Source organism: Pantoea sp. X-Soil-YNGN-785, from assembly GCF_059730585.1.
In genome coordinates, this window is record NZ_AP035942.1 from 2506440 (window position 1) to 2532243 (window position 25804).

Genomic DNA, 25804 nt, shown 5'->3' on the forward strand with positions numbered 1-25804 from the left:
CCTCCCGAAGATATAACATGCTTTACCGTAAACGCGCCAGCGCTTCGCAGTGGTTATACCAGCGGGAGATTTTCAAATTACTCTAACAAAATCAATGAGGAATGCGGCTTAACCCAGCCGACCGGTGGCACGGGCCAGCGCAATATCGAAAATATGCAGCGCCTCTTCCAGCTGTGAGTCGGTGGTGACCAGCGGTGCCAGGAAACGGATAGTGTTGCGATGCAGGCCGCACTTGATCAGCAGCAGGCCTTCCTGACAGGCGCTGTCGAGGATCTTCTGAGTCAGCGCCGCATCGGGACGACCGGTTTCGAAATCGAGAATTTCCACCGCCTGCATGAAGCCCACGCCGCGCACGTCACCGATGCAGGCATATTTATCCGCCAGCTGTCGCAGACGGGCATTGAGCTGTTCGCCGAGCTGACAGGAACGCTGCAGCAGGTTCTCCTGTTCAAACAGATCCAGCACCGCCAGCGCTGCCGCACAGCCCAGTGCGTTGCCGCCGTAGGTGCCGCCTAAGCCGCCAGGCGTAGGCGCATCCATGATCGCCGCCCGTCCCACCACGCCGGAAATCGGCAGACCGCCGCCCAGGCTTTTTGCCAGAGTGATCAAATCCGGTTTGATACCCAGTTGCTGGAAGGCGAACATCGTGCCGGTACGTCCGAAGCCGGACTGCACTTCATCACAAATCAGCAGAATGCCGTGCTGGCTGGTAATGCGACGCAGCGCCTGCATAAAGGCTGGTCCGGCGGGCAGGAAGCCGCCATCGCCCTGAACCGGCTCGATGATAATCGCCGCCACACGCTCAGGCAGGATCTGTACCGCGAACAGCTGATCCAGCGCCTTCAGACAGTCCGCTTCCGTCACGCCGTGCAGTGGATTCGGGAAGGGCAGACGATAGATGTCGCCGGGGAACGGGCCAAAATTCTGTTTGTATGGCGCGGACATGCCGGTCAGGGTAATGCCCAGCAGGGTGCGGCCATGAAACGCGCCATCAAACGCGATAATGCCGGGGCGCTGGGTGTGAGAGCGGGCAATCTTCACCGCATTTTCCACCGCTTCCGCGCCGCTGGTGAAGAAGACACTTTTGTACGCCTCATCGCCGCCCACCAGTTTGTTCAGCCGCTGCGCCAGCTCAATGTAGCCCGGATAGGCCACCACCTGAAAACAGGCGTGTGACACCAGACCAAGCTGGCGGGTCACCGCATTGACTACCGCCGGGTGATTGTGGCCGACATTCAGCACGCCGATGCCGCCAACAAAGTCGAGATAGCGATTGCCCTCAACGTCCCACACTTCACTGCCTCTGGCGCGTTCAATCACCAGCGGATGGGCGGTCACTACACCGCGCGGCACGTTCTGCTCGCGTGCATCCAGTAACAGGCTGTTATCGGAGTATGCTTGCTGCTCTGCCATGACATTCTGCATTTTAAACCCTCATCCACGTAACGTTCGGTTGGCTCAAGTATCGCAACCCGCTGGTTTCTCACGCTGCCGTAATTCCCCAGGCAGCGGCATTTCCTGTCAAAATCCCGCTGCATTCAGCAGGGAAATTTCTCTGCCAGCGCCTGACGCACCAGCGCGACAAAAACGTTAACGCCATACGGGATCAGCGCATCGTTGAAGTCATATGCGGCATGGTGCAATGGCTTACAGGGTGCCGATCCCAGCCACAGATAGGCTCCGGGACGCGCCTGCAGCATAAAAGCGAAATCTTCCGAGGTGAGCGCGGGTCTGGCCGCGGTGTCAGCCGGGATATCTGCCTGCGTCAGCGCTTCCAGGCAAAACTGCGCTTCCGTCGCGCTGTTCACCGTCGCCGGGTAGTAACGCTGATAGCTCACTTCTGCGTGCAACCCATGAGCCGCCGCGACGTGCTCCGCCATCTGGCGCAGCCGTGCTTCAATCGTATCCTGCGCCGCAGGGCTGAAGGTACGCACCGTGCCGGTGATACTCGCCTCGGCCGGGATCATGTTGTGTGAAAAGCCGCCTTGCATCCGTGTGACGGTAAGCAGCGCGGTTTCGCACGGGTCGAGTGCGCGTGAAACCAGCGTATTGAGCTGCACCACCAGTTCACTGGTCGCCAGCAAAGTGTCACGCGTCAGGTGAGGCTGTGCGGCGTGACCGCCGCCGCCCAGCACCCGGATATCAAAGCGGTCGGCTGCTGCCATAATCGGGCCAGGGCGGGTCTGTACCTGACCGAGCGGCAGTTCCGGCCAGTTGTGAATGGCGTAGACCGCCTCACAGGGAAAGCGGCTGAACAGACCGTCGTCGATCATCGCTTTTGCACCCGCCAGTCCCTCTTCGGCTGGCTGGAAGATAAAGCAGACGCTGCCGTCAAAGCTGACGTCCCGCGCCAGTTTTTCAGCGGCACCCAGCAGCATCACCATATGGCCGTCGTGGCCACAGGCATGACTCACCTGCTCTGCCTGACTTTGCCATTCCGTGCCGCTCTGGTCCTGCATCGGCAGCGCATCCATGTCGGCGCGCAGGCCAATCATGCGTTCACTGCTGCCCTTCTTCAGTATCCCGACCACGCCGGTTTTACCGATGCCGCGATGCACCTCAATGCCCAGCTGGTGCAGGAAGTTCGCCACGATGTCGCTGGTGCGCTGCTCCTGAAAACCCAGTTCCGGGTGCGCATGCAGGTCGCGGCGCAGTGCGACTAAATGTTCCATCTTAATATCCTCGCGAACGGTCAATCTCACCGTGCAGCGGCTCGCCACGCTGGTAGCGCCGCAGGTTCTCCAGCAGGGCCGCAATGGCGCTCTCATTCTGCGTCTGGCTGGCAATGTGCGGCGTCAGCCAGATGGCGGGATGGTGCCAGAAGGGATGGCCCGGCGGTAACGGCTCCGGATCGGTGACGTCAACGACGGCGGCACGCAGCTGACCGCTCTCCAGTGCCCTCAGCAGATCATCATCATTCAGCTGCGGGCCGCGCCCGGCCTGTACCAGCGCCGCGCCGTGCGGTAGCTGGCTGAACAGCGACTGATTCAGTAAACCCTGGGTGGTGTCAGTCAGCGGAAGCAGGCAGACCAGAATCTCGCTGTGCGCCAGGAAGTCAGCGAGTTGATCATTGCCGTACCAGCAGCGCACGCCGGGGCACTCGCGCGGTGTGCGGCTCCAGCCTGCGCAGTCAAAGCCCAGCGCCACCAGCTGCGCTAACGCGGCCTGCCCCAGTTCGCCCAGCCCCATCACGCCGACCCGACGCTGCCCGGCAGGTATGGCTGCATGAGGCTGCCACTGCTGCTGCCGTTGCTGATGGAAATAGCGCGGCATGTCGCGATGCAGACCGAGCACCGCGAAGGTGACATATTCCACCATGCCCTGCGTCAGGCCCGGCTCGATCATTCTGATCACCGGCAGGTCAGGCGGCAGCGCGCTGAAGTCAAACTGGTCGGCACCCGCCCCCACCGAGAACAGCAGTTTCAGCCGGGGAAACAGCGCCGGAATGTCTTCGGGTGGCTGCCAGGCGACCAGCGCCTCAACCTGCTCCGGATCACCGGTCTCCGGCCAGAGATGCAGCTGAATATCAGGCGCATGTTCCGCCAGCCAGCGCTGCCAGATCCGGCCTCGTTCCGGCTCCGATTTATAGACGATATGCATCAGGCCATCGCCTGCGTCATCAGTCCAAATGCCTGCATACTCTGCGGCGTCCAGGGCGTGCCGCGCACCATGGTGGTGGGCGCATCGACCTGAGGAATACCAAGACTTTCAAGCCAGGCCGCCATCGGCAGCGCAGCGTCGGTGTCAATGCGCAGAAATTCACCCTGCAGCGACTGCATCAGCGAGGCGACCAGTGCCTGAGCCATCGGGAAATCCGCGGCGATCACCGGGCCTATCGCCCAGCCGTGACCAAAGCGGCGCAGGCTGGCAAAGCCCTGAATCTGCTGCTGCGCATCCTCTAAAATCACTGTCTGGCAGTCGCGCAGCAGGTGGTCGATCAGCGCCGGGCGATGCATGCCGTGTGCCAGCTGATCCAGCGTCACCAGCGTGCCATGATCGGCAGCCGTCGCCGGGCGCAGTTTCAGCCCCGCGGGGATCACCACCTCTGGCAGCGTGGTCACGGCACGCGTCTGGTGCTGGCGGATCTCACCACAGCTGACAAAGCCGAGCTTTTCATACAGCCCTTTGCCCATTTCGGTGGCGTGCAGACGCACGTTGACGTCGGGCACTTTTTCCAGCTGCACCAGCATCAGCTGCTTGCCGAGGCCGCGTCCCTGCTGCTGGTTATCAATAATCACCAGTCCCACCGTGGCGGCATGGTCACCCCAGCGCCAGAGCACAGCGCTGCCAATCAGTTTGCCCTGCTCTTCTATTACCGTGCCCTCGCCCAGCTGCAGCGCCAGCTGCCAGTCTTCACGGCGATGGGGCCATTTCAGCACCTGCGTTAAGGTGAAACACGTTTCAATATCATCTGGCGTCATTGCGCGTATGGTCAGGCTCATTCGCGTTCTCCTTACATCATGCCTGGCGTGTCAAGTCCGCTGCCGTCAACCAGACGGCTGTAGCGGTACGGGGTCGGATCAACCACGGGTGTGGCGTCGGTCGCAAGGTCAGCCGCCAGTCGTCCGGCACCCGGTCCGATACCGAAGCCGTGGGCGCTGTAACCCGCCGAGAGCACCAGCCCCGGCAGTTTCGCCACGGTTGAGATCACCGGAATCGCGTCCGGGGTGCTGTCAATCATGCCGCCCCACGACTGCGCCAGCCGGAGATTCGCCAGCGCCGGATATTCACGCCGCATTGCCGCCAGGCCCTCTTCCACGATTTTTGCATCCGCTGCCGGATCGAGAATGCGCATCCGCTCAAACGGCGACTCGCGGTCGAATGACCAGCCCCCCATCGCTTCAGGGCCATTGAAGAACGGTGACAGGCCGAGATTCAGGGTCAGATTCTTGCGGCGGCTTTTAAAGGTCGGATAGAACTGACGGGCATAGCGCAGCCCCTGAGCGCCCGGCTCCAGACGTCCGCGGCCTGAGACTGAGACAGTATAGCTGCCATCCAGTTGTGGGCGACAGGCAAAGCCCGGTGTGTAGAGCGGCATGGCGATCGCCTGCTCAATAGGCTGCGTGCGGAACGCTGTGCCAATCACGTTGCCCAGCGGCAGGTCGATGCCGTGACGACGGCAGAACATGGAGGTCCAGGCCCCGGCGGCACAGATAACCCGGCTGGTTTTGATCAGACCGCGCTCGGTCCAGACGCCGCTGACCCGTCCGGCGGCGATATCCAGCCCGCGGACTGCGCACTGCTGAAACAGCAGTGCACCCTTTTTCTGCGCGCCCGCCACCAGCCCCGGTGCGGCCAGGCGCGGCTCAGCGTGACCATCGGTCGGCGACGAGAGACCGCCCAGCCAGTTTGTGGTGCTACCGGGCGTCATCGCTTTAGCCTGCTCTGCGGTGAGAATCGAACTGCGCATGCCATAGCCTTTCGCCATCTGGTTCCACTTATCCCAGGCCGCGATATCCGACTCTTCCTGGGTGGCGTAGACCAGCCCGCTGCGGCGGAAACCCAGCTCTTCACCGGTTTCTTCACTTAGCTCACCCCAGCGTTGCAGCGCATAGATAATCAGCGGCAATTCACGCTCATCGCGGTTTTGCTGGCGGCACCAGCCCCAGTTGCGGCTCGACTGCTCAGCACCAACCAGCCCTTTTTCAATCAGCACCACCTTCACTCCCTGCTTCGCCAGCTCCCAGGTGGCGGCGGCACCGGCGATACCGGCGCCAATCACCACCACATCGGCGGAATCGGGAAAGTCAGCACTGTCCTGTACATAACGAATCGGTGCGGGCATAACAAGATGACCTCTGTTGTCAGTATCGGGTCTGGCGCACGGCGACATCGCCGCTGTACGCTGACCCACGCCGCCTGCCTTGCACATCAGTACTGCGCAGACGGATAAATTCAGTTGCCCGTAAGGCTCAGCGGCCACTCACTCCGCTTTTAAAATCTCTTCATGTTCATCCAGCCAGCCCTGCCGCAGCTCCGGCACCGCGCGTTTCAGCCGCTCGAAATACAACTCGCTGGTCGGCTTGTCGTAGTCATTGCGTGCCAGCTGGGTGACGATGCGACCGCTTTTCATCACCACAATTTCGTCGCACACCGCGCGCACCGCATGCATGTCGTGGCTGATGAAGATCACGGAAAGCCCCAGTTCGCGACGCAGTTCGCTGATTAAGTCGAGGACGGCGGCGGCGACCACAGTATCCAGCGCCGAGGTCACTTCATCGCACAAAATCAGATCCGGCTCCGCTGCCAGCGCACGCGCCAGATTGACGCGCTGCTTCTGACCGCCGGAGAGCGCCCAGGGGCGCCGCCACAGCACGCTGCGCGGCAGCTGCACCAGATCCAGCAGCTGATAAAGTCGCTGCTGCCGGGCTGCCCCGCTCAGGCCATGAAACAGCGTCAGCGGTCGCGACAGGATGCGCTCAACGCTATGGGCCGGATTCAGAGCGGTATCTGCCATCTGGAATACATACTGAATACGCCGCAGCTCATTGTCAGGACGTTTCTGCATATCGCCGGCAATATAGTGGCCGTTAAACAGGATATGCCCGTGGCTTGGCGCGTTGAGACCGGCAATCGCATGAGCCAGCGTCGTTTTGCCGGAGCCTGACTCGCCGATGATGCCAATCGCCTGCCCTTTCCACAGCTTAAGGTTAATCTCCTCCAGAATGCGTATTTTCGGCTGGCCGTCGCTGTCACGCGGGCCGTAACCGGCATTGAGATCGCGCACTTCCAGCAGCGGCTGAATATCGGCGGCGGCCGGACACCAGTTGCTGGGCCGCTCTTTATGCCGTGCCGCTTCCATCAGCAGTCGCGTGTATTCCGCCTGCGGCGCGCCAATCAGGTGCGCAGTACTGCCATACTCCGCCATTTTACCGCGCAGCAGCACCAGAATCCGGTCAGCCATCTGTGCCACCACGGCCAGATCGTGACTGACGTAAATCGCGGTGACGCCGCGCTGCACCACCACGCGGCGAAACGCCTTCAACACTTCCACCTGCGTGGTGACATCCAGCGCGGTCGTGGGCTCATCCAGGATCACGACGTCGGGATCGCCAATCAGCGCCATTGCCGTCATCAGGCGCTGTAACTGACCGCCCGATACCTGGTGCGGGAACCGGTCGCCAATGGTCTCGGGATTGGGCAGCGCCAGCTCACGGAACAGGCCAATCGCTTTGGCTTTCGCGTCTTTGCGGGTCATCGTGCCGTGAATAACCACCGGCTCAATCACCTGGTCGAGGATCTTCATCCCCGGATTAAATGACGCCGCGGCGCTCTGGGCGATATAGGCGACCTTGTTGCCGCGAAACGCGCGCAGCTGGCCCGGTGACAGACTGTTCACATCGGTGCCGGCAACGTGAATATTGCCCTCAGCGATGCGGCAGCCGTTGCGGGCATAGCCCATCAGTGCCATGGCGATGGTGGTTTTTCCGGAGCCGGATTCGCCAATCAGCGCCAGCACCTCGCCCTTCTGCACCGTGAAGTGAATGTCTGACACAAGGTCGAGCTCTTCACCGCGATCGGTCTGCGCGGTGACGCGCAGTTTATCTACCGAAATCACCGGCATAGCGGTATGTGGTGTCACGTTCATGCTCCCTCCTTCGCCAGCGTCATCGGACGCATCGCCTGCAGGCTGTCAATAAACAGGTTGGCACCAATGGTCAGGCTGGCAATCGCCAGTGCGGGCATCAGTACCGCGGGCGAGCCATCAAACAGCCCCTGCATATTTTCACGTACCAGCGTGCCCCAGTCGGCGTACGGCGGCTGTACCCCCAGGCCGAGGAAGCTCAGGCCGCTCAGCAGCAGCACGATGTAGACAAAGCGCAGGCCAAAGTCCGTCAGCATCGGGTGCACCATGTTAGGCAGGATATCGTGAATGGCGATATACCAGCGGCTTTCGCCCCGCAGCCGTGACGCCCGGACGTAGTCCATGCTGCGCAGCGAGCTGGCCATGGCAAAAGCAATGCGGAATGCGCCCGGCCAGTAGGTGAACACCGCCGTCAGGATCAGCATGGGCAGCGAGGAGCCAAACACCGCGACAATCATCAGCGACAGTACCTTGCCCGGCAGCACCAGCAGGGCATCGTTGACGCGGCCCAGCAGCTCCTCCAGCCAGCGTCCCGTTACCGCCGCCAGCAGGGCCAGCAGCGTGCCGATCAGGCTGGCCAGCAGCGCCGCACTCAGCGCCAGGCCGATGGAGAACTTCGCGCCGTAGAGGATACGGCTCAGCATGTCGCGCCCCAGGTAGTCGGTCCCCAGCAGGTTATCGACCGTCATGCCGCCCATCAGCGGGCCGCCGCCGATGTCATCAATGCTGTGCGGGGCCAGTGGCGTGCCAAACACCGCCATCAGCAGCCAGAACAGCGACATGATCAGACCCAGCCGGCCCGACCAGGAGAGCGACTGTAAGAAACGCCAGGGCAACAAGAGTGTATTCATGCGCTTCTCCATTTCGGGTTAAAGGCGATAGTCAGAATGTCGGCCGCCAGCAGCAGAACCAGGTAGCAGGCGGCGAACAGCATCACGCAGAGCTGCACCACCGGCAGGTCGCGGTTGCTGACCGCATCCACCAGCTGGCTGGCCAGACCGGGATAGCTGAAGATGGTTTCGATGATGATCACCCCGCCAAACAGGTAGGAGAGACTGAGAGAGATCGCATTGGCGATGGGTCCGACCGCGTTGGGCAGCGCGTGACGCAGCACGGCGCGGAGCGGCGACACCCCTTTAAGCAGCGCCATCTCCAGGTAGGGGCTGTCGAGCTGGTTGATAATGGCGGCCCGCGTCATGCGGGCCATCTGCGCCACCAGCACGCAGCAGAGCGTCAGCACCGGCAGCGCATAGGCTTTGAGGTAGCTCAGCAGGTCGCTGTCCGGACTGCCGAACGACATCGCCGATACCCAGTGCAGTTTGACGGCGAAAATCAGCACCGCCACGGTCGCGACCAGGAACTCCGGCACGGCCACCGTCGCCATGGTGCCGATAACCAGCGCCCGATCGAGCCTTGAACCGCGGTTCATCGCCGCGATAATGCCGATAATCAGCGCCAGCGGTACGCAGATCAGCGTGGTGATGCCCGCCAGTTCGAAGGTGGCGGGTATGCGCTGCGCCACCAGCTGCGAGACCGGCAGATGGCTGGCAAACGAGATGCCAAAGTCACCCTGCACCATACCCGTCAGCCAGTGGAGATAGCGCACCAGTAGAGGCTGATCGAGACCCAGCTGCTGCCGCAACGCCGCCACCGTTTCCGGCGTGGCGTTCTGGCCGAGAATCATCTGCGCCGCGTCACCCGGCAGCAGGCTGGTGATGAAAAACACCACCGCCGAGACGATAAGCAACGTCAGGATGCCAGCACCAATGCGCCGGGCAATCAGGAACAGCATGTATCGGTTCATCGGCGAACTCCTTATGAATAGCCTGATGGGACAGGCTGAGATCAGGCGGTCAGCCAGGCAAACTCATGGAAGCGGTAGCCCATCATCATGCCTGACGGCCAGGCTTCGACCCCTTTGACCTTTTTGTTGTAGCCATCGGTGGAGCTGATAAAGGTCGGGATGATCGTGCCGCAGTGGTTATAAATCAGCGTCTGCATGTCGCCATACATCTGCTTGCGCTTTGCCTGATCGCGTTCTCCGCGCGCGGCGACCACCAGTTGATCAAACTGCGGATTTTTCCAGCCCGACTCGTTATTCGGTGCGGTAGAGAGATAAAACTGTGAGAAGAGCATGTCGAGCGTCGGACGCGGATTTATCGAGCCATATCCCACCGGATCTTTCATCCAGTGCGAAGACCAGTAACCGTCATACGGCACGCGTCGCACTTTGATGTTCAGCCCTGCCCCGCGCGCCATCTGCTGGATCATCTGCCCGCCTTCGTTCGCCCCTTCAATGTTGGGCGTCGTGATGATCTCTACCGTAGCGCCAGCCATGCCCGCTTTTTTAATGTGGAACTTCGCTTTTTCTATATCGAGCGGACGCGGTTTGAGGTCGGCGTTGTAAAGCGGATGCCATGGCGGAACCGGGGTGTCATTACTGACGTCGCCGTAACCCTGCAGTACCGTTTTCACCAGCATTTCGCGCGGCTGCAGATATTTCATCGCCAGCACGAAATCTTCGTTGTTACCCGGCTTCACGTCGGTGCGGATAATCAGGTTGGTGTACATGCCTGATTTGCTTTCCAGTATGCCAAACTCGCTGCTGGCTTTGATGCGTTTGCAGTCCGCGGCGCTCAGGGTGGAGACCATCTGCAGATCGCCCGACATCAGGGCATTGACACGCGCCGCGTTGTCAGTGACGCCAATCAGCTCCACCTCATCCAGATGCGGCAGACCGGGCTTGTAGTAGTTGGGATTTTTGGTACCAATGGTGCGCGTGCCTGGCATAAAGGTTTTGCAGACAAACGGACCGGTGCCGATGCCTTTACTGAAGTCGGTGGTGCCGTCTTTGACAATCAAAAACGGCGGCGTCGCCAGCATGTAAGGAACGTCAAAGTTGGCGTTGTTCAGCTCCAGCTGCACCTCATTATCATTGACCGCGCTGAAGGTTTTAAACTGATCGGCCAGCTTAAAGGCGATTGAGGCGATGGCTGGATCTTTGTGTCGGCTGAGCGAGAAGATCACGTCTTTAGCGGTCAGCGGTTTGCCATCATGGAAGGTGACGCCCTTCCGCAGTTTAATATGCCAGGTGATGCCGTCGCTGGATTCCACTGATTCGGCCAGCGCCGGTTGCGCCATCAGGTTTTTGTCCAGTTCGGTCAGGCCGCTGTAGAACATAAACTGACGGGTATAGTCCGCGCTGTTGTTACTTTTCGCCGGATCGAGTGTGTCGGTAGCGGAGGCATTCGACATTGCCGCCCGCAGTTTACCGCCTTTGACCGGCTTGTCGTCCGCCAGTGCCGCCCCGGAAAAGCCCACCAGCCCGCTGCTCATCACCGCACCGGCGGAAAGAATCTTCATCAGGCTGCGGCGTGACAGCGAGCCTTCGGTGATCATGCGCGTCAGTGCCGGATTTACCGCATCAGCGTCGTTATTATCAAATTTACTCATCTCTCTACCCTCAATAGTCAGGCGAACCGGGATCATGTTCTGGCGGTACTGGCAACCTGGCGGCCAGCACCCGACGGGACGTTAAGAAAGGCGATCCTTTGCTTTGTAATAGAGTCCTGCGAGCGGTAAAAACCATGGCTTGCCGTGATAACCGGGCAGCGCGGGCCATGTGTCGCGCTGCCAGGGATTTTCAGTGCGCTTTTCGGCCAGCAGATCGGCCATTACCCGTCCCATCCACACCGACATCTGCGTGCCGTGGCCGCTGTAGCCCAGCGAATAGAAGAGGCCATCCTGTTCACCCGCATGCGGCAGACGGTCGGCGGTCATATCGACCATGCCGCCCCAGCAGTAATCCAGCGCTGCCTGGCCGAGTTGCGGCAGCATCTGCGTCATCGCGTGGCGCAGGATCTCGCCGCTGCGCGAATCAGAGGTCGGGTTGCTGACCGCAAACCGCGCCCGGCCGCCAAACACCAGCCGGCTGTCGGCAGTGGTGCGGAAGTAGTTGCCGATATTCAGCGACGTCACGTAGGTCCGATTGTTGGGCAGCACCTGGCGCAGCAGCGCCGGGTCGAGTGCTTCGGTCACCACGATAAAGCTGCCGACCGGCACGATGCGGCGCTGAAACCAGGGAAAAGGGCCGACGTTGGAGCAGCCGGTCGCCATCAGCACCTTATCCGCCAGAAGGGTGCCGTTTGCAGTGTGAATCCGGTGCTGATAGCCCTTCAGTCGCTCTAACTTCGTCACGGCATGATGCGGATAAATCTTCGCCCCGCTGCGCGCGGCGGCTTCAGCCAGCCCGATGCCAAATTTGCCCATGTGCATCTGACCGCCACGCTTCTGCAGCAGGCCGCCGTGGAACTTGTCGCTGGCGATCTCGTCGCGCACTGCCGTTTTGTCGAGCAGTTCGATCTCCGGGTCCACGGTGCGGCGCATCAGTTCATACGCCTCCCGCAGCCCGGCGACATGCGAGGCTTTGCTGGCGAGCTTGAGTTTGCCGCACAGCCGGAAGTCGCAGTCGATCGCTTCATCCTGAATCAGTTGCTGTACGTAGCTCACGGCGTCGTCAAATGCCCGGTAGAAGCGGCTGGCCTGTTCCAGACCCTGACTCGCCACCAGCGAGGCGAAGTTCTGCGCCACACCGGTATTGCAGTGACCGCCGTTGCGCGCCGATGCCTGGCTCATGACGTCGCCACTCTCCAGCAGCACCACGCTGATGCCGTTGCGCGCCAGGTTAAGGGCTGCCGAGACACCGGTGAAGCCGCCGCCAATTACCACCACCTCCGCCTGGGCGGGCAACGGTTCGCGGGCAGCACCGGCAAAGGCCGGAGCCGTAGCCTGCCAGAACGATTCCAGTTTCATGGGGGGTTCCTCAGAGTCCGACGACGCCAGGCAGGCCGCCGATATCTTTGATTTCGGTGTACTGGTAGTACGGGTTCGCCGGTTCATGACCGCGATTGACCCAGACTTTGTTTTTGATGCCGAGATCGTAGGCGGTCATCAGGTCATAGCGGAAGCTGGAGGAGACGTGCAGGATCTCTTCCGGGCCGCAGCCAAGCTTATCCAGCATGTACTCGAAGCCCTTCATCTGCGGTTTGTAGGCACCCGCCTCTTCCGCCGTGATGGTCATGTGGATCGGTGCGCCCAGACGCGGTATATGGTGCGGGATCAGGTCTTTCATGGAGTTAGTCAGCAGCACCAGCGGAAACTCTTTTGCGACTTTCGCCAGCCCGGCCGGCACGTCGGGATGCGGACCCCAGCTGGCGCAATCGGTGTAAATGAAGTCGCTGTCGGCTTTATCCCACTCAACGCCCCACTTTTTGCAGGTGCGCTGGATGGCATTGCTAACCACGTCGTAATAAGGTTTCCATGCGCCGAGCACCTCATCCAGCCGGTAACTGGCAAAATCAGCGGTGAAGGCGTGCATGGCCTCAGGGTCGACGCGGTCGCTGAAACAGCGTTCTGCCGCACCGGCCATATCGAAGCGAATCAGCGTGCCGTAACAGTCAAACGTGATGAATTTCGGTTTAAACAGTGCCATGTAACACCCTCGTCTTGTCAGTTGCGCTTAGAAATCGATGAGTACGCTCTTCTGGCGCTGGCAGGCCTGAAACGCCTGACGCCCTAAATCTTTGCCAATGCCGGAGCCGAGAAAACCGCCGGTAGGAATGATGAAGTCGCCGGAGCGGCCATAGCGGTTAATCCAGACAGTGCCTGCGTCAATCGCCCGCATCGCCCGCAGCGCGCGCGGCAGGCTCAGGGTGTGGACACCGGCGCAGAGGCCGTAGGTGTCGTGGGCGGCCATCGCCAGTCCCTGCTCTTCATCATCAAACGTCTGTACCGTCAGCACCGGACCAAAAATCTCCTGCTGAACCGCCGGGTTATCCTGCGCCACATGGCTCAGCAGCGTCGGCTGCCAGAACCAGCCGTTGTCCGTGTCGGCAAAGCGCTCTCCGCCCACCAGCACCTCTGCGCCCTGCGCTTTTGCGGCTTCAATGACCGAGCAGACTTTGTTGCCCTGGCGTTCATCGATCAGCGGCGCGTAGCGGCTGCCCTCCTGCCAGGTAACGCCCGGTTTCACTTCCCGGCAAAGCTGGGCCAGCCGCTCAACCAGCGGATCGGCAATGTTGCGCTGCACAATAAGACGGGTGCCCGCCACGCACGCCTGACCGCCGTTGGCAGTGAAGCCGCGCAGAATGCGCTGAGCCAGCACCTCAAGGTCACCCGCATCATCAAATACCAGCTGCGGGCTTTTGCCGCCCAGCTCCAGCGTCACCGGTTTCATGCCGTGCTGCGCGGCATCGCTCATGATGCGCGCGCCGGTCAGGGTCGAGCCGGTAAACGAGACTTTGCGCACCAGTGGATGTTTCACCAGCGCACTGCCGGTCACCGCGCCACTGCCCTGCACAATGTTCAGCACGCCCGCTGGCAGGCCCGCCTGAATCGCCAGTTCAGCCATGCGCACCGTCGAAAACGGGGTCAGTTCAGAGGGTTTCAGCACCACCGCATTGCCTGCTGCCAGCGCGGGTCCGCATTTCCACGACGCCATCGACAGCGGGAAATTCCACGGGGTAATCGCGGCGATGACGCCATAGGGTTCCGCAATCAGCATGCCGAGGCTGCTGTCGCGGGTGGGAAAGAGATCGCCGCTGTATTTGTCTGCGCATTCGGCGTAAAAGCGAATCGCCTCGGCGGTAAACGGAATTTCGTGCAGCACCACGTCGCTGATGGGCCGGGTTGAGCCCAGCGCTTCCAGCTGAGCCAGCAGCGCGTCCTGCTCTATCAGGTCAGCCCAGCGGCGTAACACGCGACCGCGTTCACGCGGCGGACAGCCAGACCAGCCGCTGGTTTTCAGCGCCTGATGCGCCACGGTGACGGCACGATCAACATCCTGCGGCGTGGCGTCCTGCAGCGTGGCATAGCCCCTGCCATCAGAGGGACGTTTAACCTCAAAGGCTGCGCCCTGACTCTGGCAGTGCTGGCCGCCAATATAATGGCCAGCCGGAAGAGAAACTTTTTCAGGGTCGAAACTTAACATGGAAGAATTCCTTATTTGTAACACCCATCAGTTGCTGGCTTAATAGCGTTTTTAACTGGCGATTTCTGCGCTGTTAATAAGCTAATGCAGAAAGTATGCCAGCCGGGCAAAAAATAAAAATGCGTTTAAAACAGCGCAAAAAAATTTTCTGCCGTATTGCCGGGGTAATTTTTGCGGATTTGCCGAACAATTAAACAGATGATTTACTTCACAAAATTTATGCGCCCTGCTGGTGCAACCTGCACGGAAATTGCACCAAAGCGGATATTCCGGCTCAGGCTGCTCACTTCTGCACTCATGACACACCGATTTACCGACCGGCCTCACATCCCTGATAAATTCTTTACTTTTTAAAGAGGATTATTTGACGCCGTGGAAATAATTCTGTGCGTCAGGCATAAAAAAACGCCAGCCGGATCGTCCGGCTGGCGTTTTGGTCATATTTAATTACAGACTGCCGATGTGAAAAGTTTTCTGTTCCAGATATTCATCAATTCCGTAGCGGGATCCTTCCCGGCCAATACCGGAAAGTTTCACGCCTCCAAAGGGGGCAACTTCAAGAGAAATCGCGCCGGTATTAAAGCCGACCATGCCAAACTCCAACGCTTCCGCCACCCGCCAGGCACGCCGGATATTTTCGGTAAAGAAGTAGGCGCCCAGTCCGTAGGGCGTGTCATTCGCCATTGCGATGGCCTCATCCTCATCATCAAAGATAAACAGCGGCGCGACCGGACCGAATGTCTCCTCATGAGCAATGCGCATGCTGGACGTGACCTCGCCGAGCACCGTAGGCTGAACAAAAGTACCATTATCCTGGCTGATGCCGCCGGTCAGCAGCGTGGCACCCTGGCTGATCGCATCATCGATGTGACCATTCACCTTCTCTACCGCACGTGGGTTAATCAGCGGACCCATGGTGCTGTCGGGCGCAAAGCCATCCCCCACTTTCAGGGTGGCGACCGCCTCCAGCAGTCGCGCGGTGAAGCGTGGATAGATGTTGCGCTGCACCAGGATGCGGTTGGCGCAGACGCAGGTCTGCCCGGCGTTGCGGAACTTGCTGAGCATGACGCCCGCGACCGCAATCTCAATGTCGGCATCATCGAACACGATCAGCGGCGCGTTGCCGCCCAGCTCCAGGCTCAGACGTTTGATGCTGTCAGCGCTCTGCTGCATCAATAACTGCCCAATGCGGGTTGAGCCGGTGAAGGAGATTTTACGCACCGTACGGCTACCAGTCAGTGCCGCGCCAATCTCTATGGGCAGGCCGGTCAGCACCTGTAACACACCTGACGGAAAACCGGCACGTTCTGCCAGCACCGCGAGGGCCAGCGCAGAGAGCGGCGTTAATTCAGAGGGTTTGACGATAATCGGGCATCCGGCGGCCAGCGCGGGGGCCACCTTACGGGTGATCATCGCAATCGGGAAGTTCCAGGGAGTGATGGCGGCGGCAACGCCTACCGGCTGTTTCAGCACCAGAATGCGCCGGTCGTCACTGGGCGCGGGAATAGTGTCGCCATAGACACGGCGCGCCTCTTCCGCGAACCATTTCACAAAGCTGGCCCCGTAGAGCACTTCGCCTCTGGCTTCCGCCAGCGGTTTGCCCTGCTCTGCGGTCATGATGATCGCCAGGTCGTCAGCATGTTCAATAATCAGTTGATGCCATTTTTCCAGCAGCGCGGCACGGCTGGCGTTAGTGGTTTTTCCCCAGCTGATGCGAACCGTTTCCGCATAGGCTATCGCCTGCTCTGTTTCCGCACGGCCCAGCGCCGGTATGGTCGCCAGCGTTTCGCCCGTGGCGGGATCGGTAACCGGCAGCGTGGCACCCTGATGTGCATCCTGCCAGCGTCCGGCAAATAACGCCTGCTGGCGCAGCAGATCGCTGTCTTTAAGTTGTAATCGCGACATAACATCCCCTTGTGGTCAGCTGATTCCACTTTATCGCGCCGGGTCAGCGCAGGATGTTGTTGTGCGGAATCAGAAAGGTCGCTAAGCGAGTTTTTCGCGGGGATTTGAAATTTTATGCTGTGCGGAAATGTGCGCGCATCCGGTGGGATGCGCACGCGCTTTAAATCTGGAAGTCGATGACCGGTTCGTCGTCATTACTGTAGGAGAGCGCCTGGCGTTTGATCTCCTCCAGCGACAGATTAGCGTTACAGAGTTCCAGGAACTGCCAGACGTAATTGCGCTGCAGCTGTCCCCGCTTGAGGCCGAGCCAGACGGTGCTGGCATCAAACAGATGCGTGGCGTCGATGCGTACCAGCTCTTCACTCTCTTCCGTTTCACACGCCTGATCGGCCAGTATCCCGACGCCCAGACCAAGTTTAACGTAGGTTTTCACCACGTCGGAGTCCTGGGCGCTGAGCACGATGTCCGGTTTTAAACCCGCCGACTGGAAGGCACGGTCAACCCGCGAACGACCGGTGATACCCTGGCGGTAAGTAATGAGGGGATAACGGCTGAGGGTGCTCAGTGAAACCGGTTGATTCTGTACCAGCTCATGATCTTTCGGCACCAGCAACGCATGATGCCAGCTGAACCAGGGGAATGCCGCCAGGCTGCTGTTATTGACCAGCATTTCACTGGCGATGCCGATGTCCGCTTCACCCGCCAGCAGCATGGTGACAATTTCCTGCGGCGATCCCTGGTTGAGTTCCAGACGAACGTTGGGATAGAGCTGACGAAACGCTTTAATGATTTTCGGCAGACTGTAGCGCGCCTGAGTATGGGTCGTTGCAATTGTCAGAATGCCGCTGGTTTCATTAGTAAAGACATCGGCCAGACGTCGTACCTTCCCTGCTTCATCGAGGATGCGTTCGGCGATGGTCAGCAGCGCTTTACCCGGTTCGGTCATTCCCAGCAGGCGCTTACCGCGACGAATAAAGATCTCAACACCCAGTTCATCTTCCAGGTCACGAATGTGCCGACTGACACCTGACTGGGAGGTAAACAGCGTGTTAGCGACTTCCGTTAAGTTAAACTCACAGCGGGCCGCCTCGCGGATGATTTTAAGCTGCTGGAAATTCACGACATTTACCTCTCTTTACATAATCTGATTCCCTGATGTTAAGAACTATTATTGATAACAGGAAATACTAAAAAATTTGGCTTTATGACTTTAGGGAATAAAGGGGGAGGTTACGCGGATGCGCTGAGGTGTTCGCTGCGCGAACGGGGCTGGGTGCGGAGCTGAAGCTGGTGTTTGTTCGCTGCGCGAACGGGCTATGAGAAGGTTTCGTTCGCCTGGCGGATTGGCATCTCTGGGTGTTCGCTGCGCGAACGGGCTATGAGAGGGGTTTCGTTCGCCTGGTGAGCCGGGCAGTTTCAGTATCGCCTCTGCAGGCGACCGACAAGGGGGCGCCAGTCGCCGCGCCCCCTTGACCCCGGGCTCCGGCCTGCTTCACCGCCGCTTCGCGGTCCCTTCGCTTCTTCCTGATTTCTCACGGACCGCCGGGACGCGCCATCCCTGGCGCGAACCCGCCTCTTCGCGACATCCCTGTCGCTCGTCCTGAAATCCCTCATCCGCTCAGCGGTTCAGATGGCCTCCCTGACCCCTCGCTGTTATTTCTTCTTCTTACGTTGGGTATTTTATCGCTTTACGTTTCCGGGATTGGCTTTACGGGTCAGCAGACAATACAGCACCAGAGAAAACACAAGAGATAACAGGCGGGAGTTTGCCAGAGGCATCCGTAGCGCTGAGGAACAACCGGAGGCGAGGATGAGCCGTCAGGACGTCGGCGAAAGGACGGTTCGCGCCAGGGATGGCGCGTCCGGACGGTCCGCTGGCCGCAGGGCGTGACGAAGGGACCCCGCGAAGTGGGGCGCGCAGGCTGCCGGACGCCGGGATTGTTAAGGGGCGGGCGTCCGCCCCTTGACGCGTCCGCCTGCATGGAGAACCTGAAACTCCCCACCGCCTGGCGGGCGAAACCCCCTCAGTGTTAGCCCGCTGCAAAGCGAAATTCGCCAACCGGCAGGGATTTTAGGAGAGGCAGCCGGACGCCGGGATTGTTAAGGGGCGGGCGAAACCTGCTCGATGTAAACGCGCTGCAAAGCTTAGCTATAGGTCCGCTGCAAGCATCCTTACCCCACTAACATCAATTCCCGCTCCTCACTCAGCGGCTTATTCAGCAGCGACAGCAGGATATTTTTCACGGCCTGTGCAGAAGGCGACAGCGGCAACCGGGCTGAGATGTTCAGCGACAGCGGAAGACTCAGTGACGGGCTGTTGATGCGGGACATCCAGGCATCGGTTGAACCTACCAGCGCACGGGCGGCCGATTCAGGTAATACGGTGACACCCATGCCGCTGGAAATGGCTGCGGTCAGGGTTGAAATCGATTCGATCTCACCAATAATGCGCGCACTCAGGCGACGCAGTGAAAAGGCCTCATCAACCCGTTTGCGCACTGCGCTGTAGTCGCGTGGTAAAAACAGGCTCATCTGCGCCACATCGGCCAGATCGACGCTGGCACCCGGGTAGTCGGTAGCGCCGACCAGGAAGAGATCTTCTTTCATCAGCGGCATGCTGTTGATGCCAGCAGTCGGAGCGCGATCGTACAGTACCGCCATATCCAGCTGACCGTTCATCACTTTCTCATTCAACACGCTGCCGCTGTTTTCATGCAGGTAGACCAGTACTTCAGGAAACTGATCGCGAACGGTTTGCAGCAGCGGCATGGTCAGCGAGGAGGCTGCTGTGCCGGGTGCCAGACCAATTGATACCTGGCCGCTCAGCACCTGACCGGCATTAATGACCGCCGTCTGGGCCTGCTCGCACTGGCGCAGAATAGTACGCGCATGACCATAGAGAATCTTTCCGGCTTCCGTTGGCGTGACGCCGCGCTTGGTGCGGATCAGGAGTTGCTGATCCAGCTCATTCTCCAGCGTTGCCACCTGCTGACTGAGTGCAGGCTGCGCGATGTGCAGCACTTCCGCTGCCTGCGTCAGACTGCCGATATCGACGATTTTCACAAAGTACTTCAGTCGTCTTAAATTCATCTTGCCTCCGTCACTTACCCTGAATAGCGAAAGGTGTCTGGCCCATCGCTCTGATGACAGAGATTTTGCAAGATGCAGGCCAGGTTTAAATCCTGCGCCTTGCCCGTCAGCCAGATTTTTCCTAACGGCCCGGAAAATAAGCGTTTCTGATTACCTCTTAAGGGTTAATAAGGATCAGGAATGCGTAATAGCAACAGAGGAGTCGAGCGGACGCACTGTGGCAGTGCAGATGCTGCGAGTCAGACGTGCAGAAAAGTGATGACGGGCTGTACAGTTTTAGTGCAGTGGAAAGGTATTGCACCGGATGAAGGCTTGCCGGGCTTACAGGAAAGCATTAACCAACAGACTGAGAATGTAACCGCTATCAGCGGGATTTCTTATCGCTGACGCTTCCTGAAGACAAAAAAGCAACCGTTGCCCTCTCCCGTTGCGGAAGAAGGCAACGCCTGCTGATTAACGTTTTTTACGGTTACGATGCATGTCGATAGAGACCGCAGCGACGATGATCACCCCTTTGATGATGTCCTGAATATAGGCATCGACACCCACGAAGGTAAATCCGCTTTTAATCAGGCCAAGAATAACGGCACCGATTAATGTGCCGGTGATACGGCCGACACCGCCCATCAGGCTGCTGCCGCCGATAACGGCTGCGGCAATCGCATCCAGCTCGTAGGACATCCCCATACTCGACTGGCCGCTGCTGACGCGCGCCGCCAGTACCACACCCGCCAGGCCAGAGAGCGCGCCGGCAATGGTGTAGACGATGATCAGATACTTATTAACGTTGATACCGGAGACTTTTGCCGAGGTCATGTTGCCGCCGATGGCGTAAACATATTTACCGTAGCGGGTATGTTTCAGGGCGATGTGAAACAGCAGTGCCACCACCAGGAAAATCACGACCGGCATGGCACCCTGACCGATTGAGGTAAAGCCATCGGAAAGGAAGCTGATGGGATTACCCTGAGTGTAATACTGCGCCAGACCGCGTGCCGACACCATCATGCCCAGCGTGGCAATGAAGGGCGGAATGCCGGTGCGGGTAATCAGTACACCATTGACCGCCCCCGCCAGCAGACCAACACCAATACCGGCCGCGATAGGGATCACCGCAGGCATATTAACCAGCGACGGATACATCGGCGACAGGCTGTCAGAGGTCTGCGCCAGACTGGCGGCGACCACCGCCGCCAGGGCGATGACGGAACCGGACGAGAGATCGATACCGGTGGTGATAATGACCTGGGTCACGCCAACGGCGATAATCCCGATAATCGCCACCTGCAGGACAATCAGGATCAGACGGTTGGTGTTGAGCAGGAAAGACTGGTCACGCACGTACCAGCCAAACATTTCAAAAATCAATGCAATCCCCACCATCACCACAAAAATGCCGGTATCTTTCGGCAGTTTATGGCGCAGGCTGGCAAAAAAAGAGGGTTGCTGCGGGGCTGCCGGGGTAGCAGTAGCTTTCATATTGCTCATAGTGGTCTCGCGCCTCACTCGGATGCCAACGACAGAATGGTTTCCTGATCGGCTTCTTCTTTATCGAGGATGCCGGTTATACGCCCGCCGTGCATCACCATCACCCGGTCGCTCATGCCAAGGATTTCCGGCAGTTCAGAGGAGACCATGATGATAGCCACGCCACGGTTGGCGAGTTCACTGATTAAGCGGTAAATCTCCGCTTTTGCACCGACGTCTATACCGCGCGTCGGTTCGTCCAGAATCAGAATCTTCGGTTGTGCCAGCAGCCAGCGGGCAATCAGAACCTTCTGCTGATTACCGCCGCTGAGGTTATTGATGATCTGATCCATGGTCGGCGTTTTGATATTGAGCCGACGGATTTGCTCCATGCAGTCCTGCGCCATCTTCACATGACTGACAAAACCGCTTTTGCCGCTGTACTCCGGCATGTTGACGATGCTCATGTTCTCCATCACCGACAGCACCAGAAACAGGCCGGACTTTTTACGGTCCTCGGTCAGGAACGCCATGCCCTTTTCAATCGCGGTTGAGGGTGAGTCGATCGTCACCGGTACGCCATCAATCAGGATCTCACCGCTGTCGAAGCTCTCCATGCCGAACAGGCTCTCCATCACCTCGCTGCGACCGGCCCCCACCAGCCCGGCGACGCCGAGGATTTCACCCCGGCGCACGCTGAAACTGACATCGGTGAAACGATCTTTGCAGGTGAGATTACGCACCGTCAGCACCTCTTCCCCGATGGCACTGTTGAATTTCGGGAACAACTGCGTCAGCTCGCGTCCTACCATCTGTGTAATCAGCGACTGACGGGTATATTTCGCCGTCTGATCGCTGGCGATCCAGCTGCCGTCGCGAAAAATACTGACTTCATCGGTGATGTTGAAAATCTCATCCATCTTGTGGCTGATGTAGATGATGGCTTTACCCTGCTCCCGCAGATCGCGAATGATGGTAAACAGATGCGCCACTTCGGTTTCCGTCAGCGCGGAGGTCGGCTCATCCATAATGACGATGTCTGAATCCCAGGAGACCGCTTTGGCAATCTCAACCATCTGCTGCGACGCAATGCTCAGCTCGCCCACCATCCGCTCGGCTTTCAGGCGGATATTCAGGCGGTTGAGCAGTTCCTGTGTCTTCTGATTAAGTCGGGCGTGGTCGACAAAGCCAAACTTCATCGGCTCACGGCCCAGCCAGATATTCTCGGCGACGGTCATGTAAGGCACCAGATTGAGTTCCTGGTGGATCATTGAAATGCCGGAACGCAACGCGTCCATGGTGTCCTGAAACTGCACCGGCTCCCCTTTAATTTTGATGGTGCCCTTATCGGGACGATACATCCCGATAAGGCACTTCATTAAAGTGGATTTGCCCGCGCCATTTTCGCCCATCAAGGCATGTACCGTTCCCGGACGCACCCGCAACGACACGTTGTCGAGGGCTTTGACGCCGGGGAAGAACTTGCTGATGCCTTCGGCTTCAAGCGCAAACGCGTTCATACATCACCTCCGTACAGCTGGGTCGGGAACGATTATTTCAGGTTACGCTGGGTAAACTGTTCCATATTTTCTTTAGTAATCAGCTGGTAAGGGATGTTGATAATTTTCTGGACTTGTTCGCCTTTCACCAGTTTGATCGCCGTCTGTACCGAGCCTTCACCCTGGCCCTTCGCATCCTGGAATACGGTGGCGACCATCTTGCCCTGCTTCAGCATCTGCAGCGCATCAGGTGTACCATCGACGCCAGCAATCAGGATTTTGTTCGGGTTTTTACCCAGTGCCTGCAGCGCACCAATTGCCATTTCATCGTTGTTCGACGCGATAGCATTGATTTCATCACCGGCCGTCATCCAGTTACTGACCACATCCACCGCGTCGTTACGGGTAAATTTGGCGGTCTGCTTCTGAACAATTTTGATGCCAGGATATTTAGCGGCCACTTCTTCCACACCTTTGGTACGGTCGCGGGTCGATTCATTCGCCAGGTCACCCATCAGAATGGCGACGTTGCCTTTGCCGTTCATTGCTTTCGCCAGCGCTTCCATCTGTAACCGCCCGGCCAGTTCTGAATCGGAACCCACATAGGCCATTTTGCCGGTGAGTTCAGCCCCTGGACGGCGGTTAACAAAGACAAGCGGAATGCCCGCTTTGCTTGCCTGATCCATAATCGGTTTCACCGCGTTGGTGTCGACCGGGTTAACGATCAGGGCATCAACACCCTGGCCGATGAAGTTCTGAACCTGCTGAAGCTGTTGTGAAACGTCACCCTTTGCATCCTCAACCTGGCCTTTAACACCATCCTTCTGCATCTCCTTCTGCATTGAAGTACGCAGAATCGTCAGGAAGTTGTCATCAAACAGCGCCATCGAGACGCCCACTGAGATATCTTTTGCCATAACCGCGGCAGGTAACATGCAGGCTAACAGTGAGGCGACAATCGTTTTTTTAATGTTCATAGGGACCCTTCTTATTTGTTAACTTGCTCAGCGGCTGTACCCGCGAATGAAAAATATCTTTTACATTCACCCAGCCTGTCTGGCGTCTGTTTCAGGAAATTTGAGGTAAGACTTCAGGTTATGGCTATTTTTGTGATCGACCACTCCTTTTCACAATCACTTGATCTGCAAACAGTTAGTTTAAAAATGCCGTTTCATTTCCGGATGATAATCACGACCGTGATGATAAGCAGTTTATTTGTTCCATATAATGTCTTTTTGAAATTTTTATCATAAAAGCACTGAAACGGTTGTTTTAACATCGGCAAACAACAAAACTTTGACATGCCTCTAACATCTGCCGAGAAATGCCCGCAAAGTGAGATCCTGTTGGCAGTTTGAAAAGCCAGCAGATTTGCGTAAAAACCGCCAATCCGCTGCTTTTACGAGCATCTGAACGCAATTCAGTAAACAGGGCTTTGACAAGCGGGATCAGCGCCGTTAATATTCGCCCCGTTCAAGCGATTCCTCTGTAGTTCAGTCGGTAGAACGGCGGACTGTTAATCCGTATGTCACTGGTTCGAGTCCAGTCAGAGGAGCCAGAATTAGAAAAGCCCGCTCAGGGAAACCTGAGCGGGCTTTTTGCATTGATGTTTTTAATCACGGCGGCATGGTTTTCACGCCAGAGGCTTACACCACGAACCCGAAGTGGGAACCATCCGGCAGCTCCACCACCAGCCGCAGTTTCCCCCCCGCCGCATCGACGTAGCGTTTGAGCGTGGAAAGCTTCAGGTCACGCCCCGGCTTTTCCATACCCGCCACGGTCGGCTGTGTGATGCCCAGCGCCTGCGCCATTTCCACCTGCGTTTTCTGCACTTTCTCACGCAGCTCGGCAAGGTGAATGTTGAGCAGGATTTCGGTCGCCATAGCCTGTGCGTCGGCAACGACTTCCGGTTTTTCATCCGCAATAAGCTGTTCCAGCGTTCTGCCCATCACGCTACTCCTTATGGTTAAAGCTTTTAGCCAGTGTGTGAATTCCCGATCGGCAACCGGAAGCATCTCCCGATAAAATCGCTTTTCATTGCCCGCCTTATTACCGGCACACAGCACGATTGCCGTGCGGTTCGGGTCAAAAGCAAAGAAAGCCCTTATTGGGTCGCCGCGGCTCTGGATACGTAACTCTTTCATGTTGCTATAAGCGGAACCTTTAATCGTATCCGCATAGGGTCGGCTTAATCCCGGCCCCTTTTCCCGCAACACCATCAATGCAGCCAGCACGCAGGCGCGATCGCTGTCATTAAGCAACGTAAACCAGCGATCAAACCGCTCTGTCGTTTTAATCATCCACACGGGATCTCCTTATTAATATAGGTCAGATACTATATAGGTGTAAAGCGATAACCGAGTGTGATGTAGCGGAATGTGGAAGGCAGCGGTCTTTAATCAAATAGCAGAGAGGGGTTCTGTTCTGTCTGTGTTCTGCGCATAAAATTTGCAATGATTTGCGAGCGGTAACGGATTTGCTGCGGGATGAGGAATGTGCCTGCAAATAAAGAAGCCCGCCTGGGCTTAACCGGGCGGGCGTTCGGAATTAACGGTTTAATGCGTGTCAGGGTTGCCCTTCCATATTCCAGCGCGCCGATCCCATTACGTCAAAAACATGCTGATCGGTAAACGCCGGGAATCTGGCGCGTTTTGCTGCCTCGGCTAATGCCTGGCAGTAATCTTTATCGCCCCTTTTAATAATAAAGTTCTCCAGAGTGCCATCCTTTTTAAAATCCAGATGCACATTACAGCGTTTACCGTTCCAGGCGTGCGGTGCTGACAGCGCAGCATCCAGTGACTTTTTAATACCCGATGCCTGCTGGCCATAGATATCTTTGTCACTGACTTTTCCTGAATTTTTATAGCTACAGCTATCAAGTGCGCTTTTTTTAATACATTCATGTGGTGTGAGAGGCGCACAACCAGCTGACAGAATGCAGCAGAAAATAGCGATGATCTTTTTCATGGATAAGTCCTTTTAAGTGAAGAGGGAACAGAATCTGTGCCCTGGTGAAGCGGGAAATCCAGACAGCTCAACTCTGACTCTCTGCGTCAGGTTAGCCCTACTTTCCTGCTCTTTTACGCCAGAAGAGAAAAGTAGCTACGGCTGTCAGCACGCCAATCAGCGGCATGGTCGCTGCGCCCGCCAGGAAGTTGTGCTGGTCGATATGCTGGTTCCTGCGGATATCCGCGAAGCGTGCCAGCGCCTGTGTTTCATCTGATGCACGCACTTCCTCAAACTCTTTTTTATACCCCTGCTCTGTCAGAT

Annotated in this window: 21 protein-coding genes, 1 tRNA gene and 1 pseudogene; 1 reads left to right on the plus strand and 22 read right to left on the minus strand. The window is 58.1% G+C overall.

Features of this window, described 5'->3' with window-relative positions:
* Positions 1-108: 108 nt before the first annotated feature.
* The 18 genes from gabT to AC6I8E_RS11830 form a co-directional block, all read right to left on the minus strand.
* Positions 109-1425, minus strand: a complete 1317-nt coding sequence (gene gabT / locus AC6I8E_RS11745; protein WP_095706964.1) for a 4-aminobutyrate--2-oxoglutarate transaminase — start codon at positions 1423-1425, stop codon at positions 109-111.
* Positions 1426-1538: 113 nt separating this feature from the next.
* Positions 1539-2672: a M20 aminoacylase family protein gene (locus tag AC6I8E_RS11750; RefSeq protein WP_497824005.1), complete on the minus strand. Its 1134-nt coding sequence runs from the start codon at positions 2670-2672 to the stop codon at positions 1539-1541.
* A 1-nt stretch (position 2673) separates the two neighbouring features.
* Positions 2674-3600: a 2-hydroxyacid dehydrogenase gene (locus tag AC6I8E_RS11755; protein WP_013358367.1), complete on the minus strand. Its 927-nt coding sequence runs from the start codon at positions 3598-3600 to the stop codon at positions 2674-2676.
* The gene (locus AC6I8E_RS11760; RefSeq protein ID WP_497824006.1) at positions 3600-4442 is read right to left on the minus strand and encodes a GNAT family N-acetyltransferase; all 843 of its coding nucleotides are present in this window, start codon (positions 4440-4442) and stop codon (positions 3600-3602) included. Before AC6I8E_RS11760 ends, AC6I8E_RS11755 begins: the two co-directional genes overlap by 1 nt.
* Before the next feature lie 11 nt (positions 4443-4453).
* On the minus strand, positions 4454-5785 hold the full coding sequence (locus tag AC6I8E_RS11765) for an NAD(P)/FAD-dependent oxidoreductase (RefSeq protein ID WP_497824704.1): 1332 nt from the start codon (positions 5783-5785) through the stop codon (positions 4454-4456).
* 138 nt (positions 5786-5923) lie between these two features.
* Positions 5924-7588: an ABC transporter ATP-binding protein gene (locus AC6I8E_RS11770; RefSeq protein ID WP_497824007.1), complete on the minus strand. Its 1665-nt coding sequence runs from the start codon at positions 7586-7588 to the stop codon at positions 5924-5926.
* Entirely contained in the window at positions 7585-8436 is an 852-nt protein-coding gene (locus tag AC6I8E_RS11775; RefSeq protein WP_095706960.1) for an ABC transporter permease, read from the minus strand. The genes AC6I8E_RS11770 and AC6I8E_RS11775 overlap by 4 nt, the downstream gene beginning before the upstream one ends.
* Positions 8433-9389, minus strand: coding sequence for an ABC transporter permease (locus tag AC6I8E_RS11780; protein WP_013358372.1), 957 nt, complete (start codon positions 9387-9389; stop codon positions 8433-8435). The genes AC6I8E_RS11775 and AC6I8E_RS11780 overlap by 4 nt, the downstream gene beginning before the upstream one ends.
* Positions 9390-9430: 41 nt before the next feature.
* Positions 9431-11038: an ABC transporter substrate-binding protein gene (locus AC6I8E_RS11785; protein WP_497824008.1), complete on the minus strand. Its 1608-nt coding sequence runs from the start codon at positions 11036-11038 to the stop codon at positions 9431-9433.
* 81 nt (positions 11039-11119) lie between these two features.
* Positions 11120-12397 (minus strand): NAD(P)/FAD-dependent oxidoreductase, encoded by a 1278-nt coding sequence (locus AC6I8E_RS11790; protein WP_497824009.1) that lies wholly within the window; start codon positions 12395-12397, stop codon positions 11120-11122.
* Positions 12398-12407: 10 nt separating this feature from the next.
* Positions 12408-13076 carry a haloacid dehalogenase type II gene (locus AC6I8E_RS11795; protein WP_095706957.1) on the minus strand — a complete coding sequence of 223 codons (669 nt, stop codon included), beginning with the start codon at positions 13074-13076 and terminating at the stop codon, positions 12408-12410.
* Positions 13077-13103: 27 nt separating this feature from the next.
* On the minus strand, positions 13104-14573 hold the full coding sequence (locus AC6I8E_RS11800) for an aldehyde dehydrogenase family protein (RefSeq protein ID WP_013358376.1): 1470 nt from the start codon (positions 14571-14573) through the stop codon (positions 13104-13106).
* Positions 14574-15020: 447 nt separating this feature from the next.
* Complete coding sequence (locus AC6I8E_RS11805; RefSeq protein WP_497824010.1) at positions 15021-16478, minus strand: NAD-dependent succinate-semialdehyde dehydrogenase; 1458 nt, start codon at positions 16476-16478, stop codon at positions 15021-15023.
* Between the two features lie 160 nt (positions 16479-16638).
* Positions 16639-17598, minus strand: coding sequence for an HTH-type transcriptional regulator Cbl (gene cbl / locus AC6I8E_RS11810; RefSeq protein WP_013358380.1), 960 nt, complete (start codon positions 17596-17598; stop codon positions 16639-16641).
* 1052 nt (positions 17599-18650) lie between these two features.
* Positions 18651-19568, minus strand: coding sequence for a nitrogen assimilation transcriptional regulator NAC (gene nac, locus AC6I8E_RS11815; RefSeq protein ID WP_033783480.1), 918 nt, complete (start codon positions 19566-19568; stop codon positions 18651-18653).
* A gap of 453 nt (positions 19569-20021) precedes the next feature.
* Positions 20022-21047 (minus strand): ABC transporter permease, encoded by a 1026-nt coding sequence (locus AC6I8E_RS11820; protein WP_179291192.1) that lies wholly within the window; start codon positions 21045-21047, stop codon positions 20022-20024.
* Positions 21048-21070: 23 nt separating this feature from the next.
* Complete coding sequence (locus AC6I8E_RS11825) at positions 21071-22555, minus strand: sugar ABC transporter ATP-binding protein (RefSeq protein ID WP_013358383.1); 1485 nt, start codon at positions 22553-22555, stop codon at positions 21071-21073.
* Between the two features lie 32 nt (positions 22556-22587).
* The gene (locus AC6I8E_RS11830) at positions 22588-23511 is read right to left on the minus strand and encodes a sugar ABC transporter substrate-binding protein (RefSeq protein ID WP_013358384.1); all 924 of its coding nucleotides are present in this window, start codon (positions 23509-23511) and stop codon (positions 22588-22590) included.
* A 505-nt stretch (positions 23512-24016) separates the two neighbouring features.
* Between AC6I8E_RS11830 and AC6I8E_RS11835 the strand changes: the two genes are divergently transcribed.
* A tRNA-Asn gene (locus AC6I8E_RS11835) sits at positions 24017-24092 on the plus strand.
* A gap of 88 nt (positions 24093-24180) precedes the next feature.
* Here the strand turns inward: AC6I8E_RS11835 and proR are convergent.
* From proR to AC6I8E_RS11855, 4 genes and pseudogenes are all read right to left on the minus strand, one after another.
* Positions 24181-24483 (minus strand): transcriptional regulator ProR, encoded by a 303-nt coding sequence (proR, locus tag AC6I8E_RS11840; RefSeq protein WP_013358385.1) that lies wholly within the window; start codon positions 24481-24483, stop codon positions 24181-24183.
* Between the two features lie 18 nt (positions 24484-24501).
* Positions 24502-24840, minus strand: a pseudogene (locus tag AC6I8E_RS11845) (type II toxin-antitoxin system RelE/ParE family toxin); the annotation flags it as partial.
* Positions 24841-25099: 259 nt separating this feature from the next.
* Complete coding sequence (locus tag AC6I8E_RS11850; protein WP_497824011.1) at positions 25100-25501, minus strand: cell envelope integrity TolA C-terminal domain-containing protein; 402 nt, start codon at positions 25499-25501, stop codon at positions 25100-25102.
* Between the two features lie 97 nt (positions 25502-25598).
* Positions 25599-25766, minus strand: a complete 168-nt coding sequence (locus AC6I8E_RS11855) for a hypothetical protein (protein ID WP_370420775.1) — start codon at positions 25764-25766, stop codon at positions 25599-25601.
* Positions 25767-25804: the final 38 nt, after the last annotated feature.

Coding starts and splice junctions, on each gene's coding strand:
- gabT (WP_095706964.1), bottom strand. CDS start 1,425: ATGCAGAATGTCATGGCAGAGCAGCAAGCATACTCCGATAACAGCCTG.
- AC6I8E_RS11750 (WP_497824005.1), bottom strand. CDS start 2,672: ATGGAACATTTAGTCGCACTGCGCCGCGACCTGCATGCGCACCCGGAA.
- AC6I8E_RS11755 (WP_013358367.1), bottom strand. CDS start 3,600: ATGCATATCGTCTATAAATCGGAGCCGGAACGAGGCCGGATCTGGCAG.
- AC6I8E_RS11760 (WP_497824006.1), bottom strand. CDS start 4,442: ATGAGCCTGACCATACGCGCAATGACGCCAGATGATATTGAAACGTGT.
- AC6I8E_RS11765 (WP_497824704.1), bottom strand. CDS start 5,785: ATGCCCGCACCGATTCGTTATGTACAGGACAGTGCTGACTTTCCCGAT.
- AC6I8E_RS11770 (WP_497824007.1), bottom strand. CDS start 7,588: ATGAACGTGACACCACATACCGCTATGCCGGTGATTTCGGTAGATAAA.
- AC6I8E_RS11775 (WP_095706960.1), bottom strand. CDS start 8,436: ATGAATACACTCTTGTTGCCCTGGCGTTTCTTACAGTCGCTCTCCTGG.
- AC6I8E_RS11780 (WP_013358372.1), bottom strand. CDS start 9,389: ATGAACCGATACATGCTGTTCCTGATTGCCCGGCGCATTGGTGCTGGC.
- AC6I8E_RS11785 (WP_497824008.1), bottom strand. CDS start 11,038: ATGAGTAAATTTGATAATAACGACGCTGATGCGGTAAATCCGGCACTG.
- AC6I8E_RS11790 (WP_497824009.1), bottom strand. CDS start 12,397: ATGAAACTGGAATCGTTCTGGCAGGCTACGGCTCCGGCCTTTGCCGGT.
- AC6I8E_RS11795 (WP_095706957.1), bottom strand. CDS start 13,076: ATGGCACTGTTTAAACCGAAATTCATCACGTTTGACTGTTACGGCACG.
- AC6I8E_RS11800 (WP_013358376.1), bottom strand. CDS start 14,573: ATGTTAAGTTTCGACCCTGAAAAAGTTTCTCTTCCGGCTGGCCATTAT.
- AC6I8E_RS11805 (WP_497824010.1), bottom strand. CDS start 16,478: ATGTCGCGATTACAACTTAAAGACAGCGATCTGCTGCGCCAGCAGGCG.
- nac (WP_033783480.1), bottom strand. CDS start 19,568: ATGAATTTAAGACGACTGAAGTACTTTGTGAAAATCGTCGATATCGGC.
- AC6I8E_RS11820 (WP_179291192.1), bottom strand. CDS start 21,047: ATGAAAGCTACTGCTACCCCGGCAGCCCCGCAGCAACCCTCTTTTTTT.
- AC6I8E_RS11825 (WP_013358383.1), bottom strand. CDS start 22,555: ATGAACGCGTTTGCGCTTGAAGCCGAAGGCATCAGCAAGTTCTTCCCC.
- AC6I8E_RS11830 (WP_013358384.1), bottom strand. CDS start 23,511: ATGAACATTAAAAAAACGATTGTCGCCTCACTGTTAGCCTGCATGTTA.
- proR (WP_013358385.1), bottom strand. CDS start 24,483: ATGGGCAGAACGCTGGAACAGCTTATTGCGGATGAAAAACCGGAAGTC.
- AC6I8E_RS11850 (WP_497824011.1), bottom strand. CDS start 25,501: ATGAAAAAGATCATCGCTATTTTCTGCTGCATTCTGTCAGCTGGTTGT.